The sequence below is a fragment of the Bacillus sp. FJAT-27231 genome (assembly GCF_001183975.1).
GTDB classification, from domain to species: domain Bacteria; phylum Bacillota; class Bacilli; order Bacillales; family Domibacillaceae; genus Pseudobacillus; species Pseudobacillus wudalianchiensis.
Genome location: NZ_LFZU01000001.1, coordinates 2,420,042 through 2,445,751 on the forward strand (window position 1 = coordinate 2,420,042; position 25,710 = coordinate 2,445,751).

Sequence of the window (25,710 nt, forward strand, 5' to 3'; positions counted from 1 at the left end):
TTACGTTAAACTTTCATGCATCATCAGAAAATGCTTAGCTGCCCCTAATAGGTTCGCTCTGTTATCTTGCTGGGCGAGCTTGACTTCTAGTGTCTTGCGGTGATTCGGCATGATCTTTTTATAAAGGGAGGACTTTACAGCGTCCAATAAAAAATTCCCCTGAGCAGAGATGCCTCCGCCAATGACAATTAATTGCGGATTGAATATATGAACAAGAGACTGTAAGCCTGTAGTAAGATCATCTACCCAATGCTCAAAGACCGCTACTGCTTTTGCTTCTCCTTGCTTGGCCTTCGTAAAAAATTCTTTTAAATCTATTCTCGTCCCAAATTCAGCTTTCACAAGCTCTGCTAATGCTGAACTAGAGGCATATTGTTCATAACACCCCTTATTCCCGCACGTACAAGGCTTGCCGTGAGGATAGAGGCACAGATGGCCTATTTCCCCTGCTGAAAAATGAGCTCCTGTATAAAGTCTGCCATTTAAAAATAGGGCTCCGCCAATCCCCGTTCCAATTGTAATACAAAGAAAATCGTTGATTCCCTTTGCTACACCCTGCCAATAATCGCCGAGTGCCGTACAGTTTACATCATTTTCGACGGCTACCGGAAGCCCTGTGTGCTTAGCAACGAGCTCTGCTACGGGTGTTCCAGTATAGCCGGGAATATTGTCTGTTGCGAAGACAACAACCCCATTTCGGTGGTCAATTTGACCGGCAGAGCTAATCGCGATCCCTTCTAGTGTATACTGTTCCATCAGTTTGTCACAAATAATGAAGACTTTTTCCATCAGTGCCTTTCCGCCTTTAAGAGCATCGGTCGGAGTAGAGTCATGACTAACAAGGATCCCCTCCCTGTTAACGACTCCATATTTAATGGAGGTTCCTCCAATATCAATCACGCCCAATTGCATCATGGTCCATTCTCCTTTTTCATTTTAAATAAGAAAAGTACCGGTGGTTAACACTAAAAAGAGAAAAACCTATATACAGGTTTTTCTCACTTTTTAGTGGACGATAAAAGAAAGCTATTGATTTAGAAACGTAAATTGCAGCGTTCCAGCCTGTGGTTCCGATACGAATAAACGCTTCTCAAATGCTGGATCTTCACAAGGGTAATCCTCACGGTAATGAGCTCCCCTGCTTTCTCTTCTCTCAAGCATCGATTGTAGTAAAATTTGTGAAAGCTTCATAAAATTCTTTACTTTTATCGCAAGTTTTCTTGTAATAGGCTGTTGAAAAATTAGACGAACATTTAATTGTGATTCCAATATTATAATTTCTTGAAGCGCTTGTACTAGCTGCTTCTCAGTACGAACCACATTTCCATCATACCACATGATCTCTTTGATTCTGTCAATCACGTGGTGAGCTTGTTCCTCTAAGTTCTTGTATTCATGGCCAATAATCTCCTTATTGCTATGACTAGCCCTGAATAACTTCTCTAAGTGAGCAAGCTGCTCCTCTTCGCTAATCTCATATTCTTCTGTTTTCCGGATGTACTCTCCACAGTCGGCCGCGGCTCGCTTGCCAAATACCATACAAGCACCTGTAGAGTTTCCTCCAAGACGGTTGGCTCCTTCAATATTGCAGGAGAGTTCCCCGATTGCATACAAGCCATCCATTCCAGTGCGGCCATTGGTGTCAATGTAGACACCACCGTTGCTGGCATGAGCAAAGGGAGCAATCCGGATTTCGTTTTCAACTAAATGAATATTTTTTTCTTTTAACCAATTTAAATAAACGGTGTAAAATTCCTCTTCATTCTCATACAGCTCTTGATCATATAAAAGCTGAAAGCCTCTTTCATTTCTTGAAGAAATAATGTTCTTCATCATGGCAATATCAAAATACTTAGATTCCAGTGAATGAGTAAACGGTCCATGTGTACTTCTGATTTCCAAGCATTCTTTTTTGGAAAGATCTTTAGGAAGAAAGGAATCCAACAAACTTCCCCCAGTCTCGTCTATAATATCGTGACAGTACATAAGAGTATGTTCTCCAAATAAGGTTTTATAGCGAGGAGTTGTAATACCTGGTATAAATTGAATGAATTCCATATTAACGAGGCTGGCACCTGCTTCAAGAGCGAGAATATGTCCAGAACCATCAACATCATTTGGATTTAAATTGTGTTTATAAATACTTCCAAACCCGCCCGTGGCCAAAACAACAGCCTTACATTCAACTAAAACGAGATCATTTTTTTCATCTAGGAGCAGTGCTCCAACAATCCGCTCTGCGTTCTTTATTAAAGTAATGACGACGTTTTTTTCCATGATAGCAAGATGACCATATTGCGCAAAAATGCCTCGAACATTTTCCCGAATTTGATCCCAATCACTTAACAAATAAATATCACGGGAATGGGGCGCAAAACAAGCCTTGCGCTCCCCTTCTAACTTCTTAGCCTTAACACCGATGTCTTGGTATTCTTTGACTCTTTCAGCAATCTCCTGAACGTATACCTCAGCCAAGTCTTGACGATGCATGCCCCGGCTTAACTCTTCGATATCACTTAAAAAAGTCTGCTCATCTTTTTTATCCTTGGATACTTGTGTTCCAAGTGAAGCTTTTAAAGGATAAAAGCTTGAGCCAGATGCCACCTTCATCTTTGTTGCCAGCAGAACATGATGCTTCTGATCAGCCAATTCTTTGCTGACTTTTATCCCTGATAATCCGCTTCCCACGACCAAAACATCGGTTTTGACTTTCTTATCAATTTTCATGCTGATCTCACCTGGTTCTATCCTCTATTGTTGTTACCCTAACTCTTTTTTATCGTAAAAAGTTAATTCTGCGCCTTGGGCTTTGCTTTTTTCATTAAAGAGCAAGCTGAAGCCATATCCAAATACAAGAGAAGCAACTAGATTGATAATGGAATAAGCCCATAATGATATGTCAGTAAAATAAGAAACGTAAATAGCGACAACCGTCGTAGCAACAAAGCCTAACAACGCCCCCGTAGAGTTTGCCTTTTTCGTCATAACACCTAGCGTGAAGGTACCTCCGATGATTCCTAACGCTAATCCCATTAGCCCGTTAAACCATGAATAGGCCGAAGACACATCGGAATAAGCAAGCACAATAGCAAAAGCAATGGAGAAAATCCCAACAAGAGTGGAAATGTTTCGGGCAATTTTCGTACTCTTTTCATCACTCATATCCGGCTTAAGCACCTTTTGAATATCCAATGTCCAGCTTGTTGCGACACTGTTTAACCCAGTTGACAAAGTGGATTGACCTGCCGCGAATAAGCCGGCAATTAGTAAACCAGATACCCCAGCCGGCAGTTCACTAACGATAAAGTTAGCAAAAATTAAATCTGCCTTACCTTCTGGCATCGAGCCTGCTTGCTGAGTATAAAACACATACAGTGATGTACCAATAAAGAAAAACAAAGTGGCCGTTCCAAGAGAAAGAAATCCATTTAAGTACGTCATTTTGTTCATTTCTTTCAAGTCATTCGTCGTCAAATAGCGCTGAACCATATCCTGGCTTGAAATATAAGAAAAGGCTGTCGACAATCCTGCACCAACCAGGACGAGAAGAATGCTGTTATTTACAAAGTTCGGATCGAACAGCACCGTATCAGTAAAGAATTTGTGGTCAGCCGAACCGACACGCAACACTTCTCCGACTCCGCCATCGATCGAGAAAAGCAAAATAATCAAAGCAAAGATTCCGCCGCCGATCAATACAACCCCTTGGATAAAGTCTGTCCAGAGTACAGATTTGATTCCGCCGAAAGCTGAATAAATCGTGGCAATAACACCCATGAACAAAATAATGACGACAGTATTGATGCCTGTGACAGCCGCTAAAGCAATGGCTGGCAAATACATAATGATCGACATCCGTCCCACTTGATACACGATAAAGAGGACACTGCCAAGGATTCTCATCTTTCTATCAAAACGCCGCTCTAAATACTCGTAAGCTGTATCTAAATTTAACCTTCTATACACTGGAAGGAAGAAGTAAATAGCAATCGGCACGGCAATAAACAATCCTAACTGAGCGAACCACAGCTCCCATGTACCTAAATAAGAGTTTCCCGCAAGTGATAAAAACGAAATGGGACTTAAAAGCGTGGCGAATAAACTTACGGATGTTACCCACCAAGGAATCGAACCATCGCCTTTAAAAAACTCTTTCCCTTGCATTTCTTTTTTAGCTACAGCAATTCCCACATAGAGAATAAACAATAAATAGGCAAACAAAATCACATAATCAATAATGGCAAATTTCCCGTCCACTTTAATCCCCCCTTACCGAGTGCTTACAGATATCTTTCCGCGATCTGTTTTGCTTTTTCGATTTTTTCATCCGTTAGAGTTTTCATTGGCTTTCTGCAAACACCAGCGTCTACACCTTTTAGTTTTAAAATTTCTTTGATCGTTTGATATAACCCATTTTCTAGAATGGCGGAAATAAGATCATTCGTTACTTTTTGAATTTCTCGTGCTTCGGCAATTTGACCCTTCTGCGCTAATTCAAAGATCTGCTTGGCTCTCTGTCCATTCACATTGAATGTGCTGCCGATGGCTCCATCTACATTTAAGACACTTGCCGATAAAAGCATCTCATCAAAACCAGAATAAATCAGCTTTTCAGGGTAGGCGTGGCGAAGTCTCTCTAATAAGAAAAAGTCTGGAGCAGTAAACTTCACACCGATAATTTTCTCATTTTCAAAGAGCTCGCCAAATTGATCTAAGTTCATGCTGACTCCCGTCAAGGCTGGAATGGAGTAAATGATCATTTGGTTATCTACGTTTTCTAGGATGGTATTGTAGTAATCCTTAATTTCTTCAAAATCAAACTTATAATAAAAAGGGGTAACCGCTGAAATAGCGTCGTATTTTAAATCCGTTACAAATTGGGCAAGCTCTACTGCCTCATCAATGTTAAGAGAGCCTACTTGGGCAATCAGTTTTACTTGTTCTTTCGCTTCATCTTTTACAATTTCAAATATTCGCTTTTTTTGCTCTGTGGAAATTAAGAAATTTTCTCCTGTACTTCCATTTACATAAAGACCGTCCACTTTAGACTGATCAATATTGTAACGAACGATTTCTCTTAATCCTTTTTCGTTAATTTGTCCTTTCTCATCAAATGAACACATTAATGCTGTAAAAATCCCTTTCATGTCATCACCTTCTAATTATTTTAATTAGTACTTTGGAATAAGTTAGACGCTTCTGTCCGATGCCATTAGCAGTCACTTATTGCATTTGTAAATTTTTCTGTAATGTACTTTGGACGAGTAATGGCACTTCCCACAACCACTGCATGTGCCCCCATGTCCAGGGCTGCTTTTGCTTTTTCAGGTGTATCGATGTTTCCTTCTGCAATGACAGGAACAGAAACATGGGCGACTACTTGTTTGAGTAATTCCAATGGAACGGTCCCTTCAGAATAAGGAGTATATCCCGCCATGGTCGTTGCTATAATGTCCACTCCCATTTTTTCAGCAGCTACCGCCTCTTCAAGTGTAGATATATCGGCCATAAATAATTGGTCTGGATAGTTTGCTTTTGCTTCCGCGAAAAACTCCTGAGCACTTTGTCCGCCAGGTCTTGCCCCTTTTGTCGCGTCAAAGGCAATGATGTCGACCCCCTCCGTATAAAGCTCTTCGACTTCCTTTAAAGTCGGGGTAATATAAACCTCGCTATTCGGAAGATCCCTTTTGATAATTCCAATAATCGGAAGATCCACTTCTTGCTTAATAGCTTTTATATCTTCTACCGTGTTAGCACGAATTCCCGATGCTCCACCAAGCTTTGCAGCTAAAGCCATTTTGCTCATAATAAAGGAACTATGGAGCGGCTCATTCTCCAATGCTTGACAGGATACAATTAATTTCTTGTTGATTCGGTCTAAACTATTCATTTTACTCTCCTACCTTATTGCCAATAGTTTCATTTCTTTTCCTTGTTTCTATGCGTGTGTTATATCCTACCTTGCACCATGAAAGAAAACGATTTCATAATCAAAATATATCACCTTGATATTTAATTGTCAAAAATATTTTTAAAAATGACAATTAACAATCATGAAAAGCAAATTGAGTAGATATAGATTTAATAGCAGGTTTGAGATCGTTATGGAGACAGTAATGATTTAGTTTTAAATATGTTTTTGAATTTTGCACATTATGTATTTTATAAAAGTCTAGTATATCTTACTATGTTTCTTTATTTACTAGTGAGCAAGATGTTTAGAGAAATCAAAATTCGAAAATCTAATGAAGTTTCTGGTTTGCCAATCAACTTAGTTGCTGACTCCTCTTCATAAAACCTTAGTGTATTTGTTAACACGTTTTAATTCCGAACACTATTCTGTCAACTTACACAATGGGCTTGTTCATGTCATATACAAATGGCTGGCTAAAATCCCTCATACCAAAAAACCCCTTCTCAAAAAAGAAGGAGTTTTGGTTACTTTTTTATCTTCAGCTTAAAGTACTTCTGGAATTAGCCGGGTACTTAACAAGTCTGTTGCTAAAGGTTCACTAGACCCGTTCTTCGCCCCTCGCAATAAGCATGTTATTAAGTTTCATGCTGTCTAGCAAAAACCCTTAACTTTCTTCTGCTTTTTTAATAGCTAATCCATTCGCTTCAGGGACAGTAATAGAGTAATTCATCTTACGTTTCATTGGGAAATAATAAAGTGCTGCCGGTAAGAAAAGTCCTACCGCCCAAGCTAAATCAGCCCCATTTAGCATTTTGGCTATTGGCCCCATATAAAAGGAGGCATTGACGAAAGGAATTTCGGCAATGATAGAGGCTACAAAAGCAAATGTTGCAATCCAATTGACCTTCCCATACTTCCCATTCAGATCAAAGATATCTTTAACACTATATTCACCTGAGCGCAATACATAATAATCCACAAGGTTAATAGATGTCCAAGGAATCAGGAAGTAACTCATAAAAAAGATAAAGTTCAAGAAAAACTCTAAAAAGTTACCTTGGCCTACAATACATAAGCCAGTTGCTATGAATGTGATCGCAAGAAGAAACATAAAGCGAACTTTAGGAGTTACTCTAAATTTAAAAAACGGCTCAATCGTTGTAATCGAAGACATAAATGCTCCATACAAGTTGAACACATTGATTGCAAGCTGCCCGAAAATAATCAATATATACATTAGAATGGCAAAGCTCCCGTACAGCGCAGCTAAATTCCCCCCTGTATTATCAAAGAAGTTCGGGATCGCTATTGTTAAAACTGCCCCTAATACCATCATCCATACAGCACCGATGACTGTGCCCGAATAACTGTACCAAAATGTTTTTGAGGGAGGTGTATCACTAGGAAGATACCGGGAATAATCGGCAACATATGGAGCGTATGACAATTGCCAAGTAACAGCGATACTCACGGAAAGTAGAAATGCTGACAAGTCAAATTCAGAAGGCAGCCATTGCTCGGCAGGTACCGGCAGTTTAAAAACAATGTAGGTCATGATTAAGAATATGACCAATGAAGCGGCTGAAAACCACTTTTGTACTTTATGAATTAAATCGTACCCGTAGAGAGCTACAACAAAACAGACAGCACCAATAAAGATGATATTCCAGGTTTGGCCAATTGGAAGGATATCTCCAATCGTTTGAGCAGCGAGCAGCGTATTGCTTGCAAAAAACCCCAAGTATATAAACATAACAAGAAATAAAGGGATAATGGCGCCAATAACCCCAAATTGGGCCCTGCTCTGTATCATCTGCGGGATTCCCAGCTTAGGCCCTTGTACAGAGTGAGATGCCATGAAAATTGCTCCGACAAGCGCTCCGATAATGATAGCGGCCACACTCCAGAATAAGTTAAGTCCCAACATAATAGGCAGCGATCCTGATACGAGCGTTGTTATATTCATATTAGCCCCAAACCATATTGGAAATAAATCTTTTGCTTTCCCATGCCGCTCATCTGCCGGGACATATTCAATACTCCGCGTTTCTACTTTCAAATGAATTCCCCCCTTTTTGAGTATACATACGTACTTTCTTTTCATCGTTCATAGTTAGAAAATTCCAAATGAGACTACTTATCTGAGAGCCGTGAAAACACTGTTTTTAGATTATCCGGTGAAAACTGGAGTTGATCCGGGCTGGATGATTCCCATCCGCGGAACTCCTCTCCATTTAATTGGCCCACCATCTGCTCCGCATCATAAACTTTAAGGTCATATATCCAGTTGACCATCATTAGTATGGATGCCATATGGGCCCCTAAGGTTGTAGTTCCACACATATCTTTAACAAGATTAACTTGATAATCCCGATAATAAGCATCTAAAACTGTAGCTAGCACACAACAGTCCGTGAGTACTCCTCCAACAATCAAATGTTTAACACCTAAACTCTTAAGTATTAAATCAAGGCTTGATTCATAAAAACCGCTATATCTGTATTTATCGATAACAATGTCGTTTGCTTGAGGCTTTATCTCATCAATAATTTCAATCGTATTTGTTTGGTTGTTATAATAGATGGGTTCTCCCTGCTCATTGACCGGTTCTTTGTTAGCAAGACCAATGGCATCAGCCCTGCTAATATGGCGGGTATAAATCACAGGCAGTCCCTGCTGGCGGCATGCTTCAATAAGTGTCCTGGCATTTTGAACGACTTCACTCATCCCGACAACATCCGAGGTACCGCTTTCTTTTTGAAGATCAATCAATAAAAGAGCTGTTTTTTTCAAATCCATTTTGCTTCACTCCCAATTTGCCTCTCCTGTTTTCCCTATTTCTTTCGTTCGGTTATCTCAAAGCATCATGCTGAAAGACCTAAATTCTACCATGTACCATGCCAGAATTTGCGAAAAGAAAAATAATCTCTATAGGAAGCTAACTTGTAGCATCCTCATTAAACTGAATAATCGAAAAATTACCCACACACCTTGTCATTCCATTGCTTAGATCTCTTCTTCGTTTGTATTCAAATATCCAGTTACCTTTTATACAATGTGCCATTCCTTTATCTCTAGTCGCCGAGCTCTTCCAACAACATGCGGATCTCTCACTGCTAAAGAAAAGGCTTCCTCAAAGGTGTCAGCAATGTACACAACAAGCCCTCCTGATCCGTCCAAAAAAGGACCTCTTGCATAGATTTTCCCCTGCTTATCCAATTCATCTAAATAGGCTATATGAAGCGGCCTAGTCTTTTCATTCTTTACAGGATCAATCATATACAACATGGCTGCATAATAAGCCATTTTCGCATCCCCCTAATTGCGGTTCCAAACAACAAGCTTTAATTCTGTCATTTCTTCCACAGCGTATTTTAGCCCTTCGCGTCCAGTTCCGCTTTCTTTCACTCCCCCATAAGGCATATGATCAACCCTAAATGTTGGAATATCGTTAATCATTACTCCTCCAACATGCAGATGATCCGCCGCCTCTAAGGCAGTATGAATATCATTGGTATATACGCCTGCCTGCAGTCCGTAACGTGAGTCATTCACTTTCTCAATTGCTTCTTCAACTGATTTTACTTTATTGATTAAAACAATTGGGGCAAATACTTCCTGACAAGATACTTTTAAATCGGCCGGAGCTTCCAAGAGAACAGTAGGATAAAGCATATTGCCTTCTGCTTTTCCACCTGCAGCTATTTTCACTCCCGATTGTTCAGCTTCTCTTATCCATTCCAAGGTGCGGTCAACATCTCCAGGCGTAATTAATGCCGATACATCTGTTTTTTCATCAAGCGGATCACCTAATGTTAAACTGTTTGTTTCTGCAACAAATTTTTCAACAAACTCATCATACAATCCTTCGTAAATGTAGATTCTCTGTAAGGAGATACAAACCTGGCCTTGGAAAGAAAAAGCTCCTGTTACACACCGGGAGATAATCTTATCCACATCGACTCCCTTGTCGATAATTACAGCCGCATTTGATCCAAGCTCTAACGTTACTTTTTTCAAACCTGCTTTATTTCTAATACCAATACCGACTGCCGGGCTCCCTGTAAATGTAATCATACTCACCCTGTCATCGGTCACAATTTTATCACCTACGATTCTTCCGCTCCCTGTAATAACATTAAGCGCTCCTTCTGGCAATCCGGCTTCCTGAAGAAGTTCTGCAATAAAAAATGAAGACAGCGGCGTTTGTGAAGCAGGCTTTAAAACAATAGTATTGCCGCTCGCAATTGCTGGCCCCACCTTGTGAGCAACAAGATTCATAGGAAAGTTAAAAGGAGTAATAGCTCCAATGACACCTACCGGTTCGCGCATCGTATAAGCAAGTCTGTTAACACCACCACTTGCAGCATCCAACGGCAATGTTTCACCATGAATTCTCTTTGCTTCTTCCGCCGCAAACTTATACGTTTCGATAGTCCGGGCTACTTCACCTCTCGCTGTTGTCATGGGTTTTGCTGCTTCTAGGGCAATAATTCCAGCCGCTTCTTCTCTTCGCTCTTCCAGTAACCGAACGAGATTTTCTAAGATCTCCGCGCGTTGGTAGGCAGGCAGCTTCGCCATAACTTTACGTGCTTTGTATGCTGCTTCAATCGCTTGATCAACCTCTAATTCTGTAGCCACAGGAACCTCTGCAATAATTTCTTGCGAATAAGGCGAGCGCAAGGAAGCGTATTCTTTTGTGTCTACCCACTTTCCGTTAATCAACAAAAATTTTCTCATTACGCTATCTACATGGGCCATGCTATTTCCAATCCTCCCTTTCATGAACATACTAACCTTAGAAATTAGAGGCCGTTTTTGAATAGGTTCCGGAAAAATACTCCTGTAAATTTATAGTCAAGCCCCCGGTTCCAAACTTTTGTTTCGATCCTGATTCCCCGTTTTTTCTCTGTAAATAATCAAGAAAAAATAAAATATTTTTGCGGCGGTCCAAAATATTCGTTACACCTTGTCTGTAAAACCAAGCGTCAATCGTATTGTAAATCCCCTTGTTAATTCCGTAATTTTCAGAGCACAAGCGTATAAATGATAAATCATTTAGATGGATTCTCTCTTCTACTGCTGGATTCATGATGACCCTCCTACCTAGGGAAAACATATTGACTAATGGTTTGTTCTTAAAATCTCTTTTGAACAAAATCAATGTCCCTTGTTATTTGTCCCACGAGCTGATCTAAAGAGTTAAATTTTGTTTCTTTTCGTATAAAGAAGCACACATCTATCGTCAGTATCTGATCATAAATCATTTGACTAAAGTTTAAAATATGCACCTCATAATGGATTTTCAAATCCTTGCTGTTAATTGTTGGACGTGTTCCAATATTCATTATTCCAAGGTATAGATGATTGTCATGAAAAACACGAACACCGTACACGCCCTTTTCTAAAGAGAGATCTTCTTTGTCAATTGATAAGTTTGCCGTTGGAAAACCAATTGTGCGGCCGATTTTATTTCCACGAACCACTTTACCTGTCATAGTGCCAATCAGCTTTTTAACGCGACCGGTTTCTCCCTTATTTCTTGACATGGTTACATTTTCAGCTGTGCTGATACTCATGCCGATTTCCCTTTAATGCCTTTTGCATGGAAACAATCTCGTTGCTTAAATTAGCGATTCGTTCTAAAACATGTTCATCGACTAGTTCTCCCTGAGCGTTAAAATGGTCGTGTTGCACATAGACAGAGCCCGGTGTAACGTATGACCTGAAGTAACCGGCGATTGGTTTCAATTGGTTCTCAATGACTAAATAGTGCTGATATGTGCCTCCTGTAGCAGCGAACCCAATTACCTTATTGCGAAAAACTTTAGGAGGAACTAAATCAAACAAATTTTTCAGCGCCCCAGTCAAGGAACCTTGGAAAATCGGTGTACCAATAATGTAAAAGTCAGCGGAGGACACTAAATCGATCACTTTCTTCGTATCTCCACTATAAGACGAAGGATCGCGACCATCACAGAACTCAACCTTATAATCTTTTAAATCAAGCAGTTCTACCTCGATTTCCGGATAATTGTTTTTTACTTCTTCTAATAATTTCTTGATTACTGTCTTTGTTTTTGATCCTGTAATTGTTCCTGAAATTCCTAATAACTTCATTGAAATCTCCTCCCTTTGGTCAATCTCTGATGTCTTTTCGGTCATCTATGCTCTGTTACCGCATGATAAATGGATCTGGCATTGGTTCAGATGATGTATTGATCCAAACAACTTTACTCTGTGTATATTCGTGAATGGCCTCATAGCCGCTTTCTCTGCCATAACCGCTGAGTCCCGAACCTCCAATAGGTGCAATTGGAGAGATACTCCGATATGTGTTCACCCAAACAATTCCTGCCCGAACAGCCTTCGCTACACGATGAGCCTTCGCTATGTCCTTCACCCATATGCCAGCTGCCAAACCATAGTCCGTACTGTTGGCCAGTTGAATAACCTCTTCCTCACTTTTAAATGGAATGACACTTAATACCGGTCCAAAAATTTCTTCTTTTGTAATACGAGATGCGTGATCTGTATGTTCGAAAATAGTTGGTTCAAAATACCATCCCTTCGTTAAATGTTCCGGTTTTTTGCCTCCATAAGCTATTTTCCCTCCATTCTCTAGTCCAATAGCTACATACCGTTCTACACGTTCTAATTGTGCTTGCGTGGCAAGAGGCCCCATTTCTGTTTCATCCTGAAGCGGGTCACCGACTTTAATTTTAGACACACGATCAATGAGTCTTTCCATCACTTTATCGTAGATGTCCACATGTAAAAATGCCCGTGAACCAGCGACGCAGCTTTGACCGGATGCCCCAAAAATCCCAGCAATAATTCCCATAGCTGCGTTATCTGGGTCTGCATCATCAAAGACAATATTTGGAGATTTCCCTCCAAGTTCAAGCGTTACTTTTGCAAAGTTTTCTGCTGAATTGCGGACTACATGGCGAGCCGATTCTGCTCCACCAGTAAAAGCCACACGTCTCACAAGTGGATGTGATGTTAATGAATCACCAACCGGCATACCGAAACCAGTCACAACGTTAACAACTCCAGGTGGAAAACCAGCTTCTTCAACAAGCTTAACTAATTCTAATAAGGAGGCTGATGTCATTTCCGAAGGTTTAATCACAATCGTATTCCCTGCGACAAGGGCAGGTGCTAGTTTAAGGGTTGTTAAATAAAGAGGTGAATTCCAAGGTGTAATAGCAGCAACAACTCCGAGCGGTTCCCTTGAAGTGAACACAAACATATCTTTTTTATCAATCGGCAGTGTTTCTCCGTGAATTTTGTCTGCTAGTCCTGCGTAGTAATAGAAGAATTCAGGGAGGTACTTTAACTGACCGCGCATTTCACGGATTAATTTCCCATTATCCAGCGTTTCGAATTGCGCTAGCTCTTCTACACGTTCAGCAATGAGTTCACCAAGCCTTCGAACAAGACGCCCCCTTTCTGTGTACGTCATTGTTGACCACTCTGAATTTAAAAATGCTTGATGGGCTGCTTTGACAGCAAAGTCTACATCTTCCGCCGTTCCCTTTGCCACATAGCACCAAGGTTCACCTGTAGCTGGATTATAACTAGGAAAATATTCTCCGCTCGTTGATCCTACCCATTCACCATTTATATACATATTGTATTTTTTTAGCTTTGTTTGAACTGACTCTGTCATCCTGTCCCCTCCTCACTTTGCTGGAATTGCTTGTTTTTCAATAAAAAATCTAATTGCTTTATTTACAGTATCCGCTCCTTCTATCGGCAGCATATGTTTCATCCCCGGTACAATTAAAACCTCTGAATGTGCAATTTCATGATGCATTTGCTTTGCCATTGCTGGGTTTGAACCAATATCATGTTCTCCTGTGAGGATAAGCGTCGGCTGGCTAATTTGCTTAAGGCTAGGCCATAACGCTTCATCTGCTGTAGCAAATAGTGTATAGGCTGCTAAGTAGGAAGATGGATCATTGGTTTCAAGCCTCTTTCGGATACGATCGACTATCGCTTTTTCTTTCTTCATAAATTCTTTGTTAAACCACCGCTGGATCGCCGGCTCAATTGTCGATGCCGCTCCTGTTTTCTTTACCTCTTCCACTCTTAGAAGGATAGCTTTTCTTTGTTCTGCTGTTCGATTCGCTACGGCACTCATAATTGTCAGCGTTTTCATTTTCTCTTGATATTTTAATGCAAAAGCCTGCGCAACCATTCCGCCCATTGAAAAGCCGACAACATGACTTTTCCCGATTTTTAGATGATTCATTAATCCAGCTAACTGTTCTACAAATTGAGAAAGTGTATAGGGAGCAGGAGGATGCTCAGATCCTCCATGCCCGACCATATCATAGACAATTACACGAAAGTGCTTTGATAAGCCCTCCACTTGTTTTTCCCACATTGTATGATCTAAGCCGACACCATGAATAAGGATAAGCGGTTCTCCCATTCCTTTTTCTTCATAACGAATAACTCCCTGATCACACACTGCAATTGGCATTAAACAAGCCCCATTTCAACCATATCTTGATGGCGATTTCCTGTTCTAGGGAACGGACGGCCGCCTGTAGAAGCGCCAATCGCGACTACAATTTCATCTGCCCGCGGTGCATCCGGAATAGAAGCTTCAAATGTGATATAGTGAGAACGCTGCGATTCATCATTTTTATGAACCATTGGAATGATGACTGCCGACCCTGCTCCACTACGCTTATTTGTAAAAGGTAATATGCTTTTTGCTTGGACAGCATCCCGGAACTTGTTTCCAAACTTTAATGTATGGATGAAGGCAGAAGCATGTTCTACTTCTCCATCTACCCCAACAATTGCCGCTTTTCCAAACGCTTCAACATCATCTGCAGAATTAATGTGCTTGAACAATTCTTTTACTAATACCTCGCCAATTTCCGGCGCATACTCGTTAATCTCCGGCATTAAGTTCTCCACAAAACCTTTGCCAGCCCATGGATTTTTCATCACCAGCATGGCAGCAATCATCTTAATTGGTGTTTCTAGCTTTCTGCCGCCTTCAATGCGAGTTTCTTCAATAGCTGTGTATACTTTACGAATTTCTAGCATGAACTTTTACCCCCTGATTTTCATTTGCAAATTTAGGCATAACTTCTTCTGTGAATAATTTCAAGCTCTTCATCATTTTGTCGTGAGGCAATCCATTGTGATTTACCCACAAGAGCAATTCCTGTAAATTCAATTCTTCTTTCAGTTCTTGAATTTTTTCAGCTACATATTCCGGCGTACCAAATAATAAGTTTCTCGGATGCAGGAAGTCATAGTTTAATTCTTGACCTTCTTTTACTTGCTCTCCTGGATCCATTAAATTGCCAAGCCCTCTCCAGTGGCAAATCCAACGATAGTTGTTCAACACAGCCTCTGCTGCGTCTTGACGGGCTTGTTCCATCGTTTCGGCAACGTAGACATCGCGTACCAGAGCAATACCTTCGCCGAGTGGCACTTCATAACCGCGTGCTTTTGAAGCGGTTTCACGATATAGCTCGAAACGTTCTTTTAATTCTTTTACAGTCGGCATCCAGAACATGCCTTTTACGTTATTTTCCGCAGCCCATTTAATGGAACGGGGTGAATCAATCACCTGCCATAGCGGCGGCATTGGCTTTTGATATGGTCTAGGCATTAAGGAAATTTTATTAATTTCACCTTTTTCCATATCCATGAATTCAGGAGAAGCAGGACTCATCGGATGATTCCACTTCAGACCTTTTGGAGGAAACTGATAAATTTCTCCTTCATGAGCGAAGAAACGATTTTCCCATGCTTTCTTTAATATTTCTAATGTTTCTTCAAACACTGCGCGGTTCTGCTCTTGATTTGTCGGGTCAGCTAAAGTGTTTAAGTTAGCTGCTTCTCTGCCGTATAATCCGCGTGCCAAACCCACTTCTACACGACCCTTGCTAAGCTGATCAAGCATTGCAATGTCCTCTGCCAAACGAAGAGGATGCCAGAAAGTAATGACATTAGCTGCTTGCCCAATCCGAATTCTCTTTGTACGTGCAGCAATATCTGCTCCCATTAGAATAGGGTTTGAAATTAATTCGTTTCCTTCATGTCCAAAATGATGCTCTGTATACCAAATAGAATCATAGCCATTTTCATCGCAGTAAATAGCTTGCTCGCGAGCTTCATCAAGAACTTTGTAATATTCTTCGTGCCGTTCTGGCCCGCTAAGATTTGCGAAAATTCCGAATTTCATAATTTTGTTCCCCCTAAAATTATTTTCCCTCGTATAGCTTTTTGGCTATGGCCTCTTTTAAGCGCATTCCGCTCGACCTTACGTGTTCTCGCATAGTTTTTTCTGCTTCCTCACGCTTTCCATCTTCGATAGCTTTTAAAATTGCTTGGTGCTCTGCTAATGATTTTTTACGGCGGTCAGGAAGACCAATACTTAAATAAACATAGCGAGTATAAGGAATTTGATTAAGCAGCATATTTAACATAAAGTTTAGCTTTGAGTTATCTGCGCCATCTAAAATAGCTTCATGGAATGCATCATTGGCCTTAACATAGAGGTCATTATCGGATGTCTGAATAGCTTTTTCCATATCAGTTACAGCTTTTCGAATGATGTCAATCTCTTTTTCACTTCCTCGTTCTGCTAGTAAACCAGCAGCAAGGCCTTCCAAAACTTCTTTTAATGTAAATAACTCATCCAATTCTTTCTCGGTTGGTTTTGTTACACATGTCCCGACTCGAGGAATAATTTCAACCAACCCTTCTCTTTCTAACTGTTTCAAGGCCTCCCTGATCGGAGTTCGGCTAACCTTGTAGTGTTCTGACAAGGCAGCTTCTGATAATTTCCTTCCAGGCTCATATTCTCCTTTCAGGATGGCTTCACGTATTGCATTCGTTACTTGGGAAGTAATACTAGTTGTTAGAATAGTAGTAATGGGAAATCCCTCCTTGTTTGTACCATGTACCATGGTAGAACATTCGATGATTCATTTCAGGATTTAAAATAAATCCTTTCTCCAATAATTCCTTCTCTGATCAAGAATATTGGATTATTGTCTTTTAAATACCTTTTAGGCTACCATGTACCATACAAGATATTACGCTTAGTATAATTTATCCAATAAAATACGTCAATTGTTTATTTAAAATTTTCTAAAAATTTATTCTTATCTTACTATAAAACTTATATGCTATTAACATCTTGTACCTTATTAGCCTGCTGTGTAACCATTTCTTTCTCCTCAACTATCCCCTGCTCTCTCCCCATCTCTTTAGCAATTCGAGGAGCATGCCATAGTATTGGAAGCATTAAAATTGAAACGGGCACAGCTGCTATAACGACGAATGATTGCAAAGCCCCAATCCCTCCGCCTCCTATTTTAATCAGAATGATCGCGATAACCGCCATAATGACTGCCCAAAACACACGCATAGCCTTCGGAGGGTTTTCTTCACCTGTTACACTCATGGCAATCGAATAGGACATTGAGTCAACAGTTGTAACAACGAAAAGCACGGTTAATATAAGAAAGACAGTCGGCATGATGGATCCTAGCGGCATTTGTTCAGCAATAGCAATAATAGCTGCTGGCAAACCGCCTTCTGTTAGAGGAGTACTGACTGACCCAGCACGATGTAATTCATAAAAAATTCCCGTGCCTCCTAAAACCGTAAACCAAAAGTTTGTTACTAAAGCTGACAGAATAGAAACCATCAAAAAAACTTCTCTAATTCTGCGCCCTCTTGAAATCCTAGCGACAAGTAACGCAACTAATGGGCCAAAGCCAATAAACCATCCAAAGAAAAAGAGCATCCAAGCGCCCATCCATTCTGGGCTTCCGCGATAAGTACTCACAGGAATAAATTCACTCACATACGTTCCAGCAGACGAAATGAACGAATTAATAATGAACTCCCCAGGACCAAAGAACAATAAAAATATAGCGATTGCTACCGCCATATTTACATTTAATCTACTCAGCCATTGTATCCCTTTATCAATACCAGTCAACGTTGAAAATAATACAACGCCTGTAAGGGCAATAATGATGATCACCTGCGTACTGTAGGTGTCTGCCCATCCAAAAATCGCATTTACACCATAACTTACTTGTAAACCAAGGAACCCAATGGGACCTATTGTTCCCGCCACCGCTCCGATAATACAAAATACATCAGCAAATGTTCCCCAAAGACTATCCTTAATTTTTTCACCGAAAATCGGATACAACAGTGTTCTCGGCTTAAGAGGCATTCCCTTATGGTAGTGAGCGTACATAATAACAATCGTACTAATTGCACCGTAGATCGCCCAGGCTGTAAATCCCCATGACATATAGCTTTGTGCTAGCGCGGGTCCTATCGCTTCTGCGGTTCCGGCTTTAATCCCTGAATACATAGGTGGAACCTCTATAAAATAATACATTGGTTCGGCAGCTGCCCAAAACACTCCACCTGCTCCCAGACCAGAAGTAATAATGATGGCAGCCCATTTAAAAAAGCTCATTTCTGGCCTGTGTAAATTTCCAACTCTTACTTTTCCATACCTTGAAAGAGACAATACACCGCCTACAACAAAAGTAGCTAACAAAAGCAGCTGCCAATAAGCTCCAAAGTATCTAATCGAAAGATCAAAACCAGTATTTACATACTTTGTAACCATATCCACTTTTACCACTGATAAAAAAACAAAGAGAATCATAATTCCGCCACTAAGACTAAAAACAGGCCAATCCACTTTCTCTTTAATAAAGTTCCAGTAATTGCTCATATAGTTGCCTCCTAGCCATTCATATATTTTTCTGTTGAACTCTAATTAACTCTTTATTCTCTAGCAAGCGCTTTCAAACAACAAAATATGATGCCTGCTGTCAATGAACAAATAGTTACTTTTAACCCCTCCTTATCATTGTTATTCGACAAACAAAATTAGCAGTCTATACCTTTGTACAACAATACAGCTTAAAATGATTAACCACTTTGTTGCATGTACCATGGTAGACAATCATAAAATATACTATCTTCGTTAAGTTGTCAATAAATTTAGTAAATTCAAAATAAAAACAATATATTTTTAATACCTTTCATTTAAATGATGGCTTTTCTTTTTAATCTTCAGCTTTGAGAATTAAGTCTAAATGCATGTTCAGGGGACACTACCCTTCTGCGAGATTCTACTTTTCCAATCTATAATTAAATGCAAAAACTTCCTTTCTAAATGTAATTTCCTGTTCATCTTTCGTTCATATAAGGCATGTAGACTAAAGGCATCAAATAAAGAACTGGGAGGAACGATGATGAACATCGCCTGGAAAGAAATAAAAAAGAATAAAGGCCGCTTTCTGATTTTAGGTTCCATCATTTTTTTAGTGAGCTTTCTGACGTTCATTATTTCCGGATTGGCAAACGGCCTTTCACAAGACAACGCCGCTTTAATTAAGGATTTACCGGACGGTCAATTTTATATGAGTGCCGATGCTGACGAAACCTATAATTTATCGAAAATAGAGAGCCCTATCCAAGACAACATGCTAAACGAGAAAAAGGATGCTGTAGCACTGTCGATTCAAATGGGATTTTTAAATGATCAGAATGGCAAACAACAAAGTGTCGCCTTTGTCGCTTCGACCGATTCCAAGCTGTTTGAACATGTGAAAGATGGCGAAGTCATACTAGATCGCTCTATGAAGGAGAAAGGAATAAAAGTTGGAGATGTTTTAACGAACAATCAATTTAACGGCAAATGGATTGTGAAGGGGTTTGCGGATGATAAGAAATTCAGCCATGCACCTGTCGCCTTTGTAAATATAGAGAACTACAAAGAAATGTACCGGACCGATGCTATGCAATTGGTTTTCGTGCCTGGAGAAGAGAAAGCGCAGGCAGCTGCCGGATTACAATCCTTTTCAAAAAAAGAATTCCTTTATACGATTCCAAGCTATAGTGCAGAGCAAATGTCCCTTAATATGATTGTTTGGTTTTTAGTCGTGATTAGCGGCATGTTGTTCGCTATCTTTTTCTATATGATGAATGTTCAAAAGATTGGATTGTATGGGATCTTAAAAGCGATTGGTGTGAAGACCAGTACGTTATTTAAAATGATGTGGACGCAAATGATTTTTATTACCGTACTGTCTCTTGGATTATCTGTTGCATTCAGCCAAGGATTTAACATGATGTCGCCTGATGGCATGCCTTTTCATTTAACTCTTGAAACAACACTCCAATTATCCGTTGTCTTCCTCGTTATTGGATTTATTGGTGCTACACTTTCTGGAATGCAGATCAAGAAGGTTGAACCATTACAAGCGATTCAACAAGGAGAGGTTTAATATGTCCGTTTTTACAATTGATGAAGTGAAAAAAACGTTTACTAACGGGGAAGTAGAAGAGGAAGTGTTAAAAGGGGTAAATCTTTCTCTTACAGAAGGAGAAATTACGGCATTAGTGGGGGCCTCTGGTTCCGGCAAAAGCACCCTTCTCACGATAGCAGCGGGACTTCAGCCTGCTTCAGACGGAAAGATATGGTTCGAAGGGCAAAATATGAATGGAATGAACCAGGAGCAAATCCGAAAAATACGGGCAAGCAAATTCGGTTTTATTTTTCAGTTTGCTCATCTCGTCCCCTTTCTTACAGTAGAAGAGCAGCTCACGCTTATGCTCGATGTGTCAGAAACAAAGTTAAAAAGACAGGAACAGCAGAAAGAAATTGACAACGTTTTAAATCTAGTCGAAATGGAACATCGAAAGAATGCTTATCCTTCATCCCTATCTGGCGGGGAAAAACAACGGGTTGCCATTGCTCGCGCTATTATCCATAAGCCTAAGGTTCTCTTTGCAGATGAACCTACTGCAAGCTTAGATTCAAAGAGATCTAAAGACGTCATGCAGCTCATCCAGCGTTTAACTAAAACACTGAACATCACCACTTTGCTCGTCACGCATGATGAAGAAATGCTTGCTTATGCTGATCGTGTCATTAAAATGAGCGATGGACTCGTTTCATAAAGTGAAGTCTCACCCCCTGTGTTCAATTTCTATTCCATAGCCCCGGCACATGGCGGGGCTATTTCTTTTTACTAAACATAACGGGATTGAATTTTGCTATACATGACAACATTAGAAATAAATCCAAGGTTTTATCATTCTTTAGTTATTCGTGTTAATTGGCCACAAGAGTCATTTAGAGGAGTAGGTACGATGACAAATATTATAATTGTTGATGATGATCCTAGCGTGTTAAAGCTGCTAGACATCCACCTGCACGAAGAAGGGTATCGAGTATGCCAAGCAAAGAATGGCGTGGAAGCTCTCGAAATCCTAAAGAAGAAAAAGTGTGATTTAGCCGTCATTGATGTCATGATGCCTTACATGGACGGTTATACTTTAACACAAGAGATCCGTAAGCAATATGATATGCCCATTATTCTTTTAACAGCTAAAAGTCAAATCGAAGATAAAGCACATGGTTTTCAATCAGGAACAGATGACTACCTTGTCAAACCATTTGATCCAAAGGAATTGCTCTTTCGCATCAAGGCACTGTTGCGACGATATCATCCACCATTAGATGAGTCGCTCGTTCGCCTAGGAAAGACAACGATCAATAAAAAAAGTTATGAAGTTCAAATTGGCGATCGCACGATATGGCTGCCTTTAAAAGAATTTGAATTGCTGTTCTTTCTAGCCGCAAATTCTATGCAGGTGTTTTCCCGAGATCATCTTATTGAACAAATTTGGGGATTAGATTATGAAGGGGATGAACGAACAGTAGACGTGCATATAAAAAGACTAAGAGAACGCTTTTCTACACTGACGGACGATTTCTGCATTAAAACGGTTCGCGGAGTTGGCTACTTATTGGAGGCCAAACGCTCATGAAGTCTCTTTATACAAAATTCATTGTCATAACAGCTGGAATTATGCTTCTGAGTGGCCTTTTAGCTTTTTTTATTTCTAATACTTATTACCAGCAAAGATTAAAGCCCTATAACGATCAAAAAAACACAAAAATCGCACTAGGTATTGCTGCCTTTGTGGATGAGCATCCTGATACGAACCTTAAAGAGTATCTGCAGAATATTTCCTCTGTAGGCTACCAAATTTACCTCGTTGATCAGGCAGGAAATGACGTTTATTTTGGAGCTCCCTTCAGAGTGAACAATCTCTCTGCTTCTATAAAGGAGCAAGTTCTAAAAGGGACTCTTTATCATGGCATTCTTTCCTTTCCTCAGGAAACCTTTGTAACCGGCTTTTTTGCGAATGAATTAAAGAATACAATTGGCGTCCCGTTGGTGCACAACGGAAAAAATTACGCTCTCTTTCTTAGACCGGATATTAAACTTCTCTTTAACGAGATGCACCTTTTATTCGGGTGGCTGCTCGCCCTCACGATCGCTTTAAGCATTTTTCTAGTAGTGTTTAGCACAAAATATTTAGTGAAGCCCATTTCTAATCTAACGGCAGCGACAAAGTCACTCTCGAATGGCGATTTTAATGTTGAGCTAGATGTAACCCGACATGACGAGTTAGGCGAACTTTCTACCAGCTTTTTGCGAATGGCCCGAAAATTAGAACAAATGGATGACATGAGAAAGGAGTTTATTTCCAATATCTCACACGACATCCAATCACCGCTATCCAATATAAAAGGCTATACCAACTTGATAGAAAATGATTCCGTAAGCCGAGAAGAACGAGCTTCCTATATTTCTACTATTAATAGTGAAATTAAACGGCTTTCTACCTTAACTGAACAATTATTGCTTCTTGCCTCACTGGACCGCAATGAAGACATTGTGAAAAAGAAAACATTCAATGTCGGGCAGCAAATCAAGGAATTAGTGCAAAGTTATAAATGGATAATCGGTGAAAAAGGACTGATGCTTAGCTACTCCTTGCCGGATATAGACATTACTGGCGACCCTTCTTTGCTCAATACTGTATGGGACAATCTTTTAACAAATGCCATTAAATATAATAAACCAAACGGCAGCATTGAGATATTAATTGAACAAAAAGAAGAATCGGTCGTCATAACTTTTAAGGATACAGGAGTAGGATTGAGCCCAGCGGAATTGGAAAGGATCTTTGACCGCTTTTACCGCGCAGACATTACACGTTCACGTACCGTTGAAGGAACAGGGCTAGGCCTTTCCATTGTCGCGACGATCATTAAGCTTCACAATGGTCAGGTAACGGTAAGCAGCAAAGAGAAAGAAGGAACAATCTTTATTGTGGAGCTTCCTCTTCGTTAGCAACGTGTTTCACAAGTGTCATCAAGGCCTTTGCTCCTTCGTTTTTAACATCACATCCTTCTATTCGATATTAAAAATGCTGCAGTGCTTCCCCCCTCTCCGGTCAATGAAAATGAATAAGTCTAAAACTGGGAATGCAGGCAAAATCCTCACTCCCAGTCTGAGTTTGCATTATGGTTTTTCCACATTTACTATCACATTTCCAAAAAGCTTTTCGCCAAAATAGGCTTCTAGCTTCCACAACCCTTCACTCGGCAGCGTCATCATGGACGGTATATGATGATCCGCTCCTGAGTTAGGTGCCAGCACGTGATTACTTGGAAATTCAAAAACAGTTACTTCCTCATCCGTTTCTTTGCTCACTCCAACGACTTTGAATGGTTTGGTTAACACTTCTTTCCCGCCCCAAAATGCCACATATGCTTCTGTGGTTCCCCTGCAATAAAAGGACCGTACTCTCCAAATCCCAGCTTTCCATTATCGCCAATCCGAAAAACGAAATCATCTGTTTTTCCGTCATCCGTAATGACCACTTCTCTGACTAACGCCGGACTTTCTCTCCACTCTTCTGCTCCTATAACGGTTTGTTCTGCTTGGGAACACCCGACTAACAAAAGACCAACCGTTATGAATAGACTCCATGTTTTTCTCATAACTCCCCCTTGTACAGACTGTCATGAAATTTATATACACTTTGTAATTGGACTAACTATGTAACATTGTTTTTCTACGCTTATAAATCTTGAGATAAGCGAATCATATCTCTGCATCGTATGCCATTTTCGAAAATTTCTTCTGAATAATGCCTTATAAAAAAATCAGGATCGACTCCAATCATCCTGAAGCCGCATTTTTGATAAAGAGCTAATGGCCCGATGCTAGAGTTGCCAGTGCCGACTTCTATTGTTTTGTATCCTCTTTCCTTAGCTGCTTGGATGGCATGCATCACCAGCCTTTTGCCTATCCCTTTTCCATGCTGTTCCTTTGCCACGGCAACATTTACTAGCTCTACAGTATACGGTCTCGTAGGCAGCAGTACATACACTCCAACAACCCCTCCAGCATTTACAGCAATAAAGCTTTCTCCTCTTTTTACATACTCCTTAATGGTTTCTTGGGAAGGATCGGCTAATAACAGCAAATCCATTGGCGGTTTTTCATTTTTCTTTAGTTTCCTAATCTCCATCTCTTTTTCTTCATTCCATTCTAAGAAAATTTTTTATAATACGTTGGATCGGTATAGTTTTTAATTTCTCTTGTCAAAACAATTTTTCAGCTTCATAAGCTAGAGTAATAACCATACGGCCTACTGTGACAGTTTTCTTTGAGGAAGCTGTTTATTCACTAAATTAACAGCGAATTATATAAGAAGAAAGCATATTTGCATGTTACTTAATTATACTTTAAAATAATATTAAGTAACATGGATTAAGGAGAAAAATCGCATGGAGTATGTAGAAGCTCTGAGGGATCTAAAGCAAATTAATGCTATGAAAAGGTATTTAAAAAAGTATTCAGAACGAGATTATCTTCTCTTCGTTTTCGGTATTAATACAGGTTTAAAAATCACTGAAATGTTAGATATTAAAGTAGGGGATATACTAGAAGAAGGCTGCTTGAAAAATTTTCTTTTTCTTCCTCATAAAGAATCTAAAGCCGCTAAAGAAATCTATCTTAACCACAAAGTAAAAAAAGCCGTTTTGCACTTTATCCAAGCAAACGAACTAAAAAGGGACGATTATTTATTCAAATCCCCTAAAACCCAAAAACCGATCACGCGCCAGCAAGCCTACCGAATTATTCATCATGCTGCAGAAGCAGTTGGCATAAAAGGGAAAATCGGCACAAATTCTTTACGTAAAACCTTTGGTTATCATGCTTATAAACGAGGAGTTGCCATTTCTCTCCTTCAGAAGCACTTTCATCATGCTACTCCTTCTGAGACTCTCAAATATCTCGGGATTTCCAAAGATGAAAAAATAAAAACGGAAATCGATGTTAATCTTTAAAACACCTTAATCTATTGTTATATCCATTTAAAGGAGGAATCTTACATTGAACATTCGAGAAAGTGAATTGCCAGGAATTGGCTATAAGTTTGAGATCATTACAAAAAACCAGGATAAGCTGGTCATCGTTATTCATGATGATGGACGGAGAGAGATTTACCACTTCGATTCAGATGATCATGAGGAGGTTGTAAGCAGTGCGACTTTCAGCGATGCAGAAGCCAGACAAATCGCCGGCATTTTAGGTGGAATGGCTTACAATCCTAAAGCCCTAGAAAAGATAGACTTTGCCTTTGATGATTTAGTCATTGAATGGTATCAGGTGGAACCAGGGGCTCCAGCTGTTAATAAAACAATTGGCGAGGTTGATATTCGAAGCAATTTCGGGGTAAATGTTATTGCTATTAGAGAAAAACACACAAAAAAAACACACAACCCGGGACCAGACACAGTTATTGAAGCAGGCGACATCTTAATCATTTCAGGAGAACGAACTCAATTAAAAGAGCTTATTAAAAATTTACTATCTAATGAGGGGTGAGAAATATAG

The 25,710-nt window shown here is 40.0% G+C and carries 27 protein-coding genes and 1 pseudogene; 6 read left to right on the plus strand and 22 right to left on the minus strand.

Annotation, left to right across the window (positions count from 1 at the left end; genetic code table 11):
- From AC623_RS11475 to AC623_RS11560, 19 genes and pseudogenes are all read right to left on the minus strand, one after another.
- Entirely contained in the window at positions 1-915 is a 915-nt protein-coding gene (locus AC623_RS11475; protein WP_231603485.1) for an ROK family protein, read from the minus strand.
- Between the two features lie 111 nt (positions 916-1,026).
- A complete protein-coding gene (locus AC623_RS11480) occupies positions 1,027-2,727 on the minus strand; it encodes an FAD-binding protein (RefSeq protein WP_049662575.1) in 1,701 nt (566 codons plus the stop codon).
- 33 nt (positions 2,728-2,760) lie between these two features.
- On the minus strand, positions 2,761-4,257 hold the full coding sequence (locus AC623_RS11485) for a sodium:solute symporter (RefSeq protein WP_049662577.1): 1,497 nt from the start codon (positions 4,255-4,257) through the stop codon (positions 2,761-2,763).
- A 23-nt stretch (positions 4,258-4,280) separates the two neighbouring features.
- The gene (locus tag AC623_RS11490) at positions 4,281-5,147 is read right to left on the minus strand and encodes an N-acetylneuraminate lyase (RefSeq protein WP_049662578.1); all 867 of its coding nucleotides are present in this window, start codon (positions 5,145-5,147) and stop codon (positions 4,281-4,283) included.
- 65 nt (positions 5,148-5,212) lie between these two features.
- A complete protein-coding gene (locus tag AC623_RS11495) occupies positions 5,213-5,890 on the minus strand; it encodes an N-acetylmannosamine-6-phosphate 2-epimerase (protein WP_049662579.1) in 678 nt (225 codons plus the stop codon).
- A 688-nt stretch (positions 5,891-6,578) separates the two neighbouring features.
- A complete protein-coding gene (locus AC623_RS11500) occupies positions 6,579-7,973 on the minus strand; it encodes a purine-cytosine permease family protein (RefSeq protein ID WP_049662581.1) in 1,395 nt (464 codons plus the stop codon).
- 74 nt (positions 7,974-8,047) lie between these two features.
- The gene (locus AC623_RS11505) at positions 8,048-8,713 is read right to left on the minus strand and encodes a cysteine hydrolase family protein (RefSeq protein ID WP_049662584.1); all 666 of its coding nucleotides are present in this window, start codon (positions 8,711-8,713) and stop codon (positions 8,048-8,050) included.
- A gap of 249 nt (positions 8,714-8,962) precedes the next feature.
- Positions 8,963-9,220: a YciI family protein gene (locus AC623_RS11510; protein WP_049662586.1), complete on the minus strand. Its 258-nt coding sequence runs from the start codon at positions 9,218-9,220 to the stop codon at positions 8,963-8,965.
- Between the two features lie 12 nt (positions 9,221-9,232).
- The gene (locus tag AC623_RS11515) at positions 9,233-10,675 is read right to left on the minus strand and encodes an aldehyde dehydrogenase family protein (protein ID WP_049662588.1); all 1,443 of its coding nucleotides are present in this window, start codon (positions 10,673-10,675) and stop codon (positions 9,233-9,235) included.
- Positions 10,676-10,712: 37 nt separating this feature from the next.
- Positions 10,713-11,006 (minus strand): hypothetical protein, encoded by a 294-nt coding sequence (locus AC623_RS11520; protein WP_049662590.1) that lies wholly within the window; start codon positions 11,004-11,006, stop codon positions 10,713-10,715.
- Positions 11,007-11,052: 46 nt separating this feature from the next.
- Positions 11,053-11,493 carry a riboflavin kinase gene (locus AC623_RS11525; RefSeq protein WP_053104133.1) on the minus strand — a complete coding sequence of 147 codons (441 nt, stop codon included), beginning with the start codon at positions 11,491-11,493 and terminating at the stop codon, positions 11,053-11,055.
- Positions 11,474-12,034, minus strand: coding sequence for an NADPH-dependent FMN reductase (locus tag AC623_RS11530; RefSeq protein ID WP_049662592.1), 561 nt, complete (start codon positions 12,032-12,034; stop codon positions 11,474-11,476). The genes AC623_RS11525 and AC623_RS11530 overlap by 20 nt, the downstream gene beginning before the upstream one ends.
- 55 nt (positions 12,035-12,089) lie before the next feature.
- The gene (locus AC623_RS11535; RefSeq protein ID WP_049662594.1) at positions 12,090-13,589 is read right to left on the minus strand and encodes an aldehyde dehydrogenase; all 1,500 of its coding nucleotides are present in this window, start codon (positions 13,587-13,589) and stop codon (positions 12,090-12,092) included.
- A gap of 12 nt (positions 13,590-13,601) precedes the next feature.
- Complete coding sequence (locus AC623_RS11540) at positions 13,602-14,408, minus strand: alpha/beta fold hydrolase (RefSeq protein ID WP_049662595.1); 807 nt, start codon at positions 14,406-14,408, stop codon at positions 13,602-13,604.
- Positions 14,408-14,986: an amino acid synthesis family protein gene (locus AC623_RS11545; RefSeq protein ID WP_049662597.1), complete on the minus strand. Its 579-nt coding sequence runs from the start codon at positions 14,984-14,986 to the stop codon at positions 14,408-14,410. Before AC623_RS11545 ends, AC623_RS11540 begins: the two co-directional genes overlap by 1 nt.
- On the minus strand, positions 14,970-16,136 hold the full coding sequence (locus AC623_RS11550; protein ID WP_049662598.1) for an LLM class flavin-dependent oxidoreductase: 1,167 nt from the start codon (positions 16,134-16,136) through the stop codon (positions 14,970-14,972). Before AC623_RS11550 ends, AC623_RS11545 begins: the two co-directional genes overlap by 17 nt.
- 19 nt (positions 16,137-16,155) lie before the next feature.
- A complete protein-coding gene (locus AC623_RS11555) occupies positions 16,156-16,677 on the minus strand; it encodes a GntR family transcriptional regulator (RefSeq protein ID WP_231603619.1) in 522 nt (173 codons plus the stop codon).
- Positions 16,678-16,863: pseudogene (locus AC623_RS22320) on the minus strand (GntR family transcriptional regulator); the annotation flags it as partial.
- 215 nt (positions 16,864-17,078) lie between these two features.
- Positions 17,079-18,665, minus strand: a complete 1,587-nt coding sequence (locus AC623_RS11560) for a BCCT family transporter (protein WP_049662602.1) — start codon at positions 18,663-18,665, stop codon at positions 17,079-17,081.
- A gap of 526 nt (positions 18,666-19,191) precedes the next feature.
- Here AC623_RS11560 and AC623_RS11565 point away from each other — a divergent pair.
- The 4 genes from AC623_RS11565 (at position 19,192) to AC623_RS11580 (ending at position 23,151) form a co-directional block, all read left to right on the plus strand.
- On the plus strand, positions 19,192-20,226 hold the full coding sequence (locus tag AC623_RS11565) for an ABC transporter permease (RefSeq protein ID WP_049662603.1): 1,035 nt from the start codon (positions 19,192-19,194) through the stop codon (positions 20,224-20,226).
- 1 nt (position 20,227) lies between these two features.
- On the plus strand, positions 20,228-20,902 hold the full coding sequence (locus tag AC623_RS11570) for an ABC transporter ATP-binding protein (protein ID WP_049662605.1): 675 nt from the start codon (positions 20,228-20,230) through the stop codon (positions 20,900-20,902).
- A gap of 192 nt (positions 20,903-21,094) precedes the next feature.
- A complete protein-coding gene (locus AC623_RS11575; RefSeq protein WP_049662607.1) occupies positions 21,095-21,775 on the plus strand; it encodes a response regulator transcription factor in 681 nt (226 codons plus the stop codon).
- Positions 21,772-23,151: a sensor histidine kinase gene (locus AC623_RS11580; RefSeq protein WP_049662609.1), complete on the plus strand. Its 1,380-nt coding sequence runs from the start codon at positions 21,772-21,774 to the stop codon at positions 23,149-23,151. Before AC623_RS11575 ends, AC623_RS11580 begins: the two co-directional genes overlap by 4 nt.
- A gap of 171 nt (positions 23,152-23,322) precedes the next feature.
- Here AC623_RS11580 and AC623_RS21970 read toward each other — a convergent pair whose 3' ends face one another.
- The 3 genes from AC623_RS21970 to AC623_RS11590 all read right to left on the minus strand — a co-directional run bounded on the left by AC623_RS21970 (position 23,323) and on the right by AC623_RS11590 (position 24,337).
- Positions 23,323-23,544: a hypothetical protein gene (locus AC623_RS21970; RefSeq protein WP_231603487.1), complete on the minus strand. Its 222-nt coding sequence runs from the start codon at positions 23,542-23,544 to the stop codon at positions 23,323-23,325.
- On the minus strand, positions 23,538-23,804 hold the full coding sequence (locus AC623_RS21975; RefSeq protein ID WP_231603489.1) for a hypothetical protein: 267 nt from the start codon (positions 23,802-23,804) through the stop codon (positions 23,538-23,540). Before AC623_RS21975 ends, AC623_RS21970 begins: the two co-directional genes overlap by 7 nt.
- A gap of 80 nt (positions 23,805-23,884) precedes the next feature.
- Positions 23,885-24,337 (minus strand): GNAT family N-acetyltransferase, encoded by a 453-nt coding sequence (locus tag AC623_RS11590; protein WP_049662611.1) that lies wholly within the window; start codon positions 24,335-24,337, stop codon positions 23,885-23,887.
- 259 nt (positions 24,338-24,596) lie between these two features.
- Here AC623_RS11590 and AC623_RS11595 point away from each other — a divergent pair, with 259 nt between their 5' ends.
- Together AC623_RS11595 and AC623_RS11600 are read left to right on the plus strand one after the other, a co-directional pair.
- Positions 24,597-25,160 (plus strand): tyrosine-type recombinase/integrase, encoded by a 564-nt coding sequence (locus AC623_RS11595; protein WP_049662613.1) that lies wholly within the window; start codon positions 24,597-24,599, stop codon positions 25,158-25,160.
- Between the two features lie 46 nt (positions 25,161-25,206).
- Entirely contained in the window at positions 25,207-25,701 is a 495-nt protein-coding gene (locus AC623_RS11600) for a cation:proton antiporter regulatory subunit (RefSeq protein ID WP_049662615.1), read from the plus strand.
- The last annotated feature ends 9 nt before the right edge of the window (positions 25,702-25,710 follow it).

Excerpts from the sequence above, each read along its gene's own strand:
- AC623_RS11475 (WP_231603485.1), bottom strand. The coding sequence starts at position 915 with ATGATGCAATTGGGCGTGATTGATATTGGAGGAACCTCCATTAAATAT.
- AC623_RS11480 (WP_049662575.1), bottom strand. The coding sequence starts at position 2,727 with ATGAAAATTGATAAGAAAGTCAAAACCGATGTTTTGGTCGTGGGAAGC.
- AC623_RS11490 (WP_049662578.1), bottom strand. The coding sequence starts at position 5,147 with ATGAAAGGGATTTTTACAGCATTAATGTGTTCATTTGATGAGAAAGGA.
- AC623_RS11495 (WP_049662579.1), bottom strand. The coding sequence starts at position 5,890 with ATGAATAGTTTAGACCGAATCAACAAGAAATTAATTGTATCCTGTCAA.
- AC623_RS11505 (WP_049662584.1), bottom strand. The coding sequence starts at position 8,713 with ATGGATTTGAAAAAAACAGCTCTTTTATTGATTGATCTTCAAAAAGAA.
- AC623_RS11510 (WP_049662586.1), bottom strand. The coding sequence starts at position 9,220 with ATGGCTTATTATGCAGCCATGTTGTATATGATTGATCCTGTAAAGAAT.
- AC623_RS11515 (WP_049662588.1), bottom strand. The coding sequence starts at position 10,675 with ATGGCCCATGTAGATAGCGTAATGAGAAAATTTTTGTTGATTAACGGA.
- AC623_RS11520 (WP_049662590.1), bottom strand. The coding sequence starts at position 11,006 with ATGAATCCAGCAGTAGAAGAGAGAATCCATCTAAATGATTTATCATTT.
- AC623_RS11525 (WP_053104133.1), bottom strand. The coding sequence starts at position 11,493 with ATGAGTATCAGCACAGCTGAAAATGTAACCATGTCAAGAAATAAGGGA.
- AC623_RS11530 (WP_049662592.1), bottom strand. The coding sequence starts at position 12,034 with ATGAAGTTATTAGGAATTTCAGGAACAATTACAGGATCAAAAACAAAG.
- AC623_RS11535 (WP_049662594.1), bottom strand. The coding sequence starts at position 13,589 with ATGACAGAGTCAGTTCAAACAAAGCTAAAAAAATACAATATGTATATA.
- AC623_RS11540 (WP_049662595.1), bottom strand. The coding sequence starts at position 14,408 with ATGCCAATTGCAGTGTGTGATCAGGGAGTTATTCGTTATGAAGAAAAA.
- AC623_RS11545 (WP_049662597.1), bottom strand. The coding sequence starts at position 14,986 with ATGCTAGAAATTCGTAAAGTATACACAGCTATTGAAGAAACTCGCATT.
- AC623_RS11550 (WP_049662598.1), bottom strand. The coding sequence starts at position 16,136 with ATGAAATTCGGAATTTTCGCAAATCTTAGCGGGCCAGAACGGCACGAA.
- AC623_RS11560 (WP_049662602.1), bottom strand. The coding sequence starts at position 18,665 with ATGAGCAATTACTGGAACTTTATTAAAGAGAAAGTGGATTGGCCTGTT.
- AC623_RS11565 (WP_049662603.1), top strand. The coding sequence starts at position 19,192 with ATGAACATCGCCTGGAAAGAAATAAAAAAGAATAAAGGCCGCTTTCTG.
- AC623_RS11570 (WP_049662605.1), top strand. The coding sequence starts at position 20,228 with ATGTCCGTTTTTACAATTGATGAAGTGAAAAAAACGTTTACTAACGGG.
- AC623_RS11575 (WP_049662607.1), top strand. The coding sequence starts at position 21,095 with ATGACAAATATTATAATTGTTGATGATGATCCTAGCGTGTTAAAGCTG.
- AC623_RS11580 (WP_049662609.1), top strand. The coding sequence starts at position 21,772 with ATGAAGTCTCTTTATACAAAATTCATTGTCATAACAGCTGGAATTATG.
- AC623_RS21975 (WP_231603489.1), bottom strand. The coding sequence starts at position 23,804 with ATGAGAAAAACATGGAGTCTATTCATAACGGTTGGTCTTTTGTTAGTC.
- AC623_RS11590 (WP_049662611.1), bottom strand. The coding sequence starts at position 24,337 with ATGGAGATTAGGAAACTAAAGAAAAATGAAAAACCGCCAATGGATTTG.
- AC623_RS11595 (WP_049662613.1), top strand. The coding sequence starts at position 24,597 with ATGGAGTATGTAGAAGCTCTGAGGGATCTAAAGCAAATTAATGCTATG.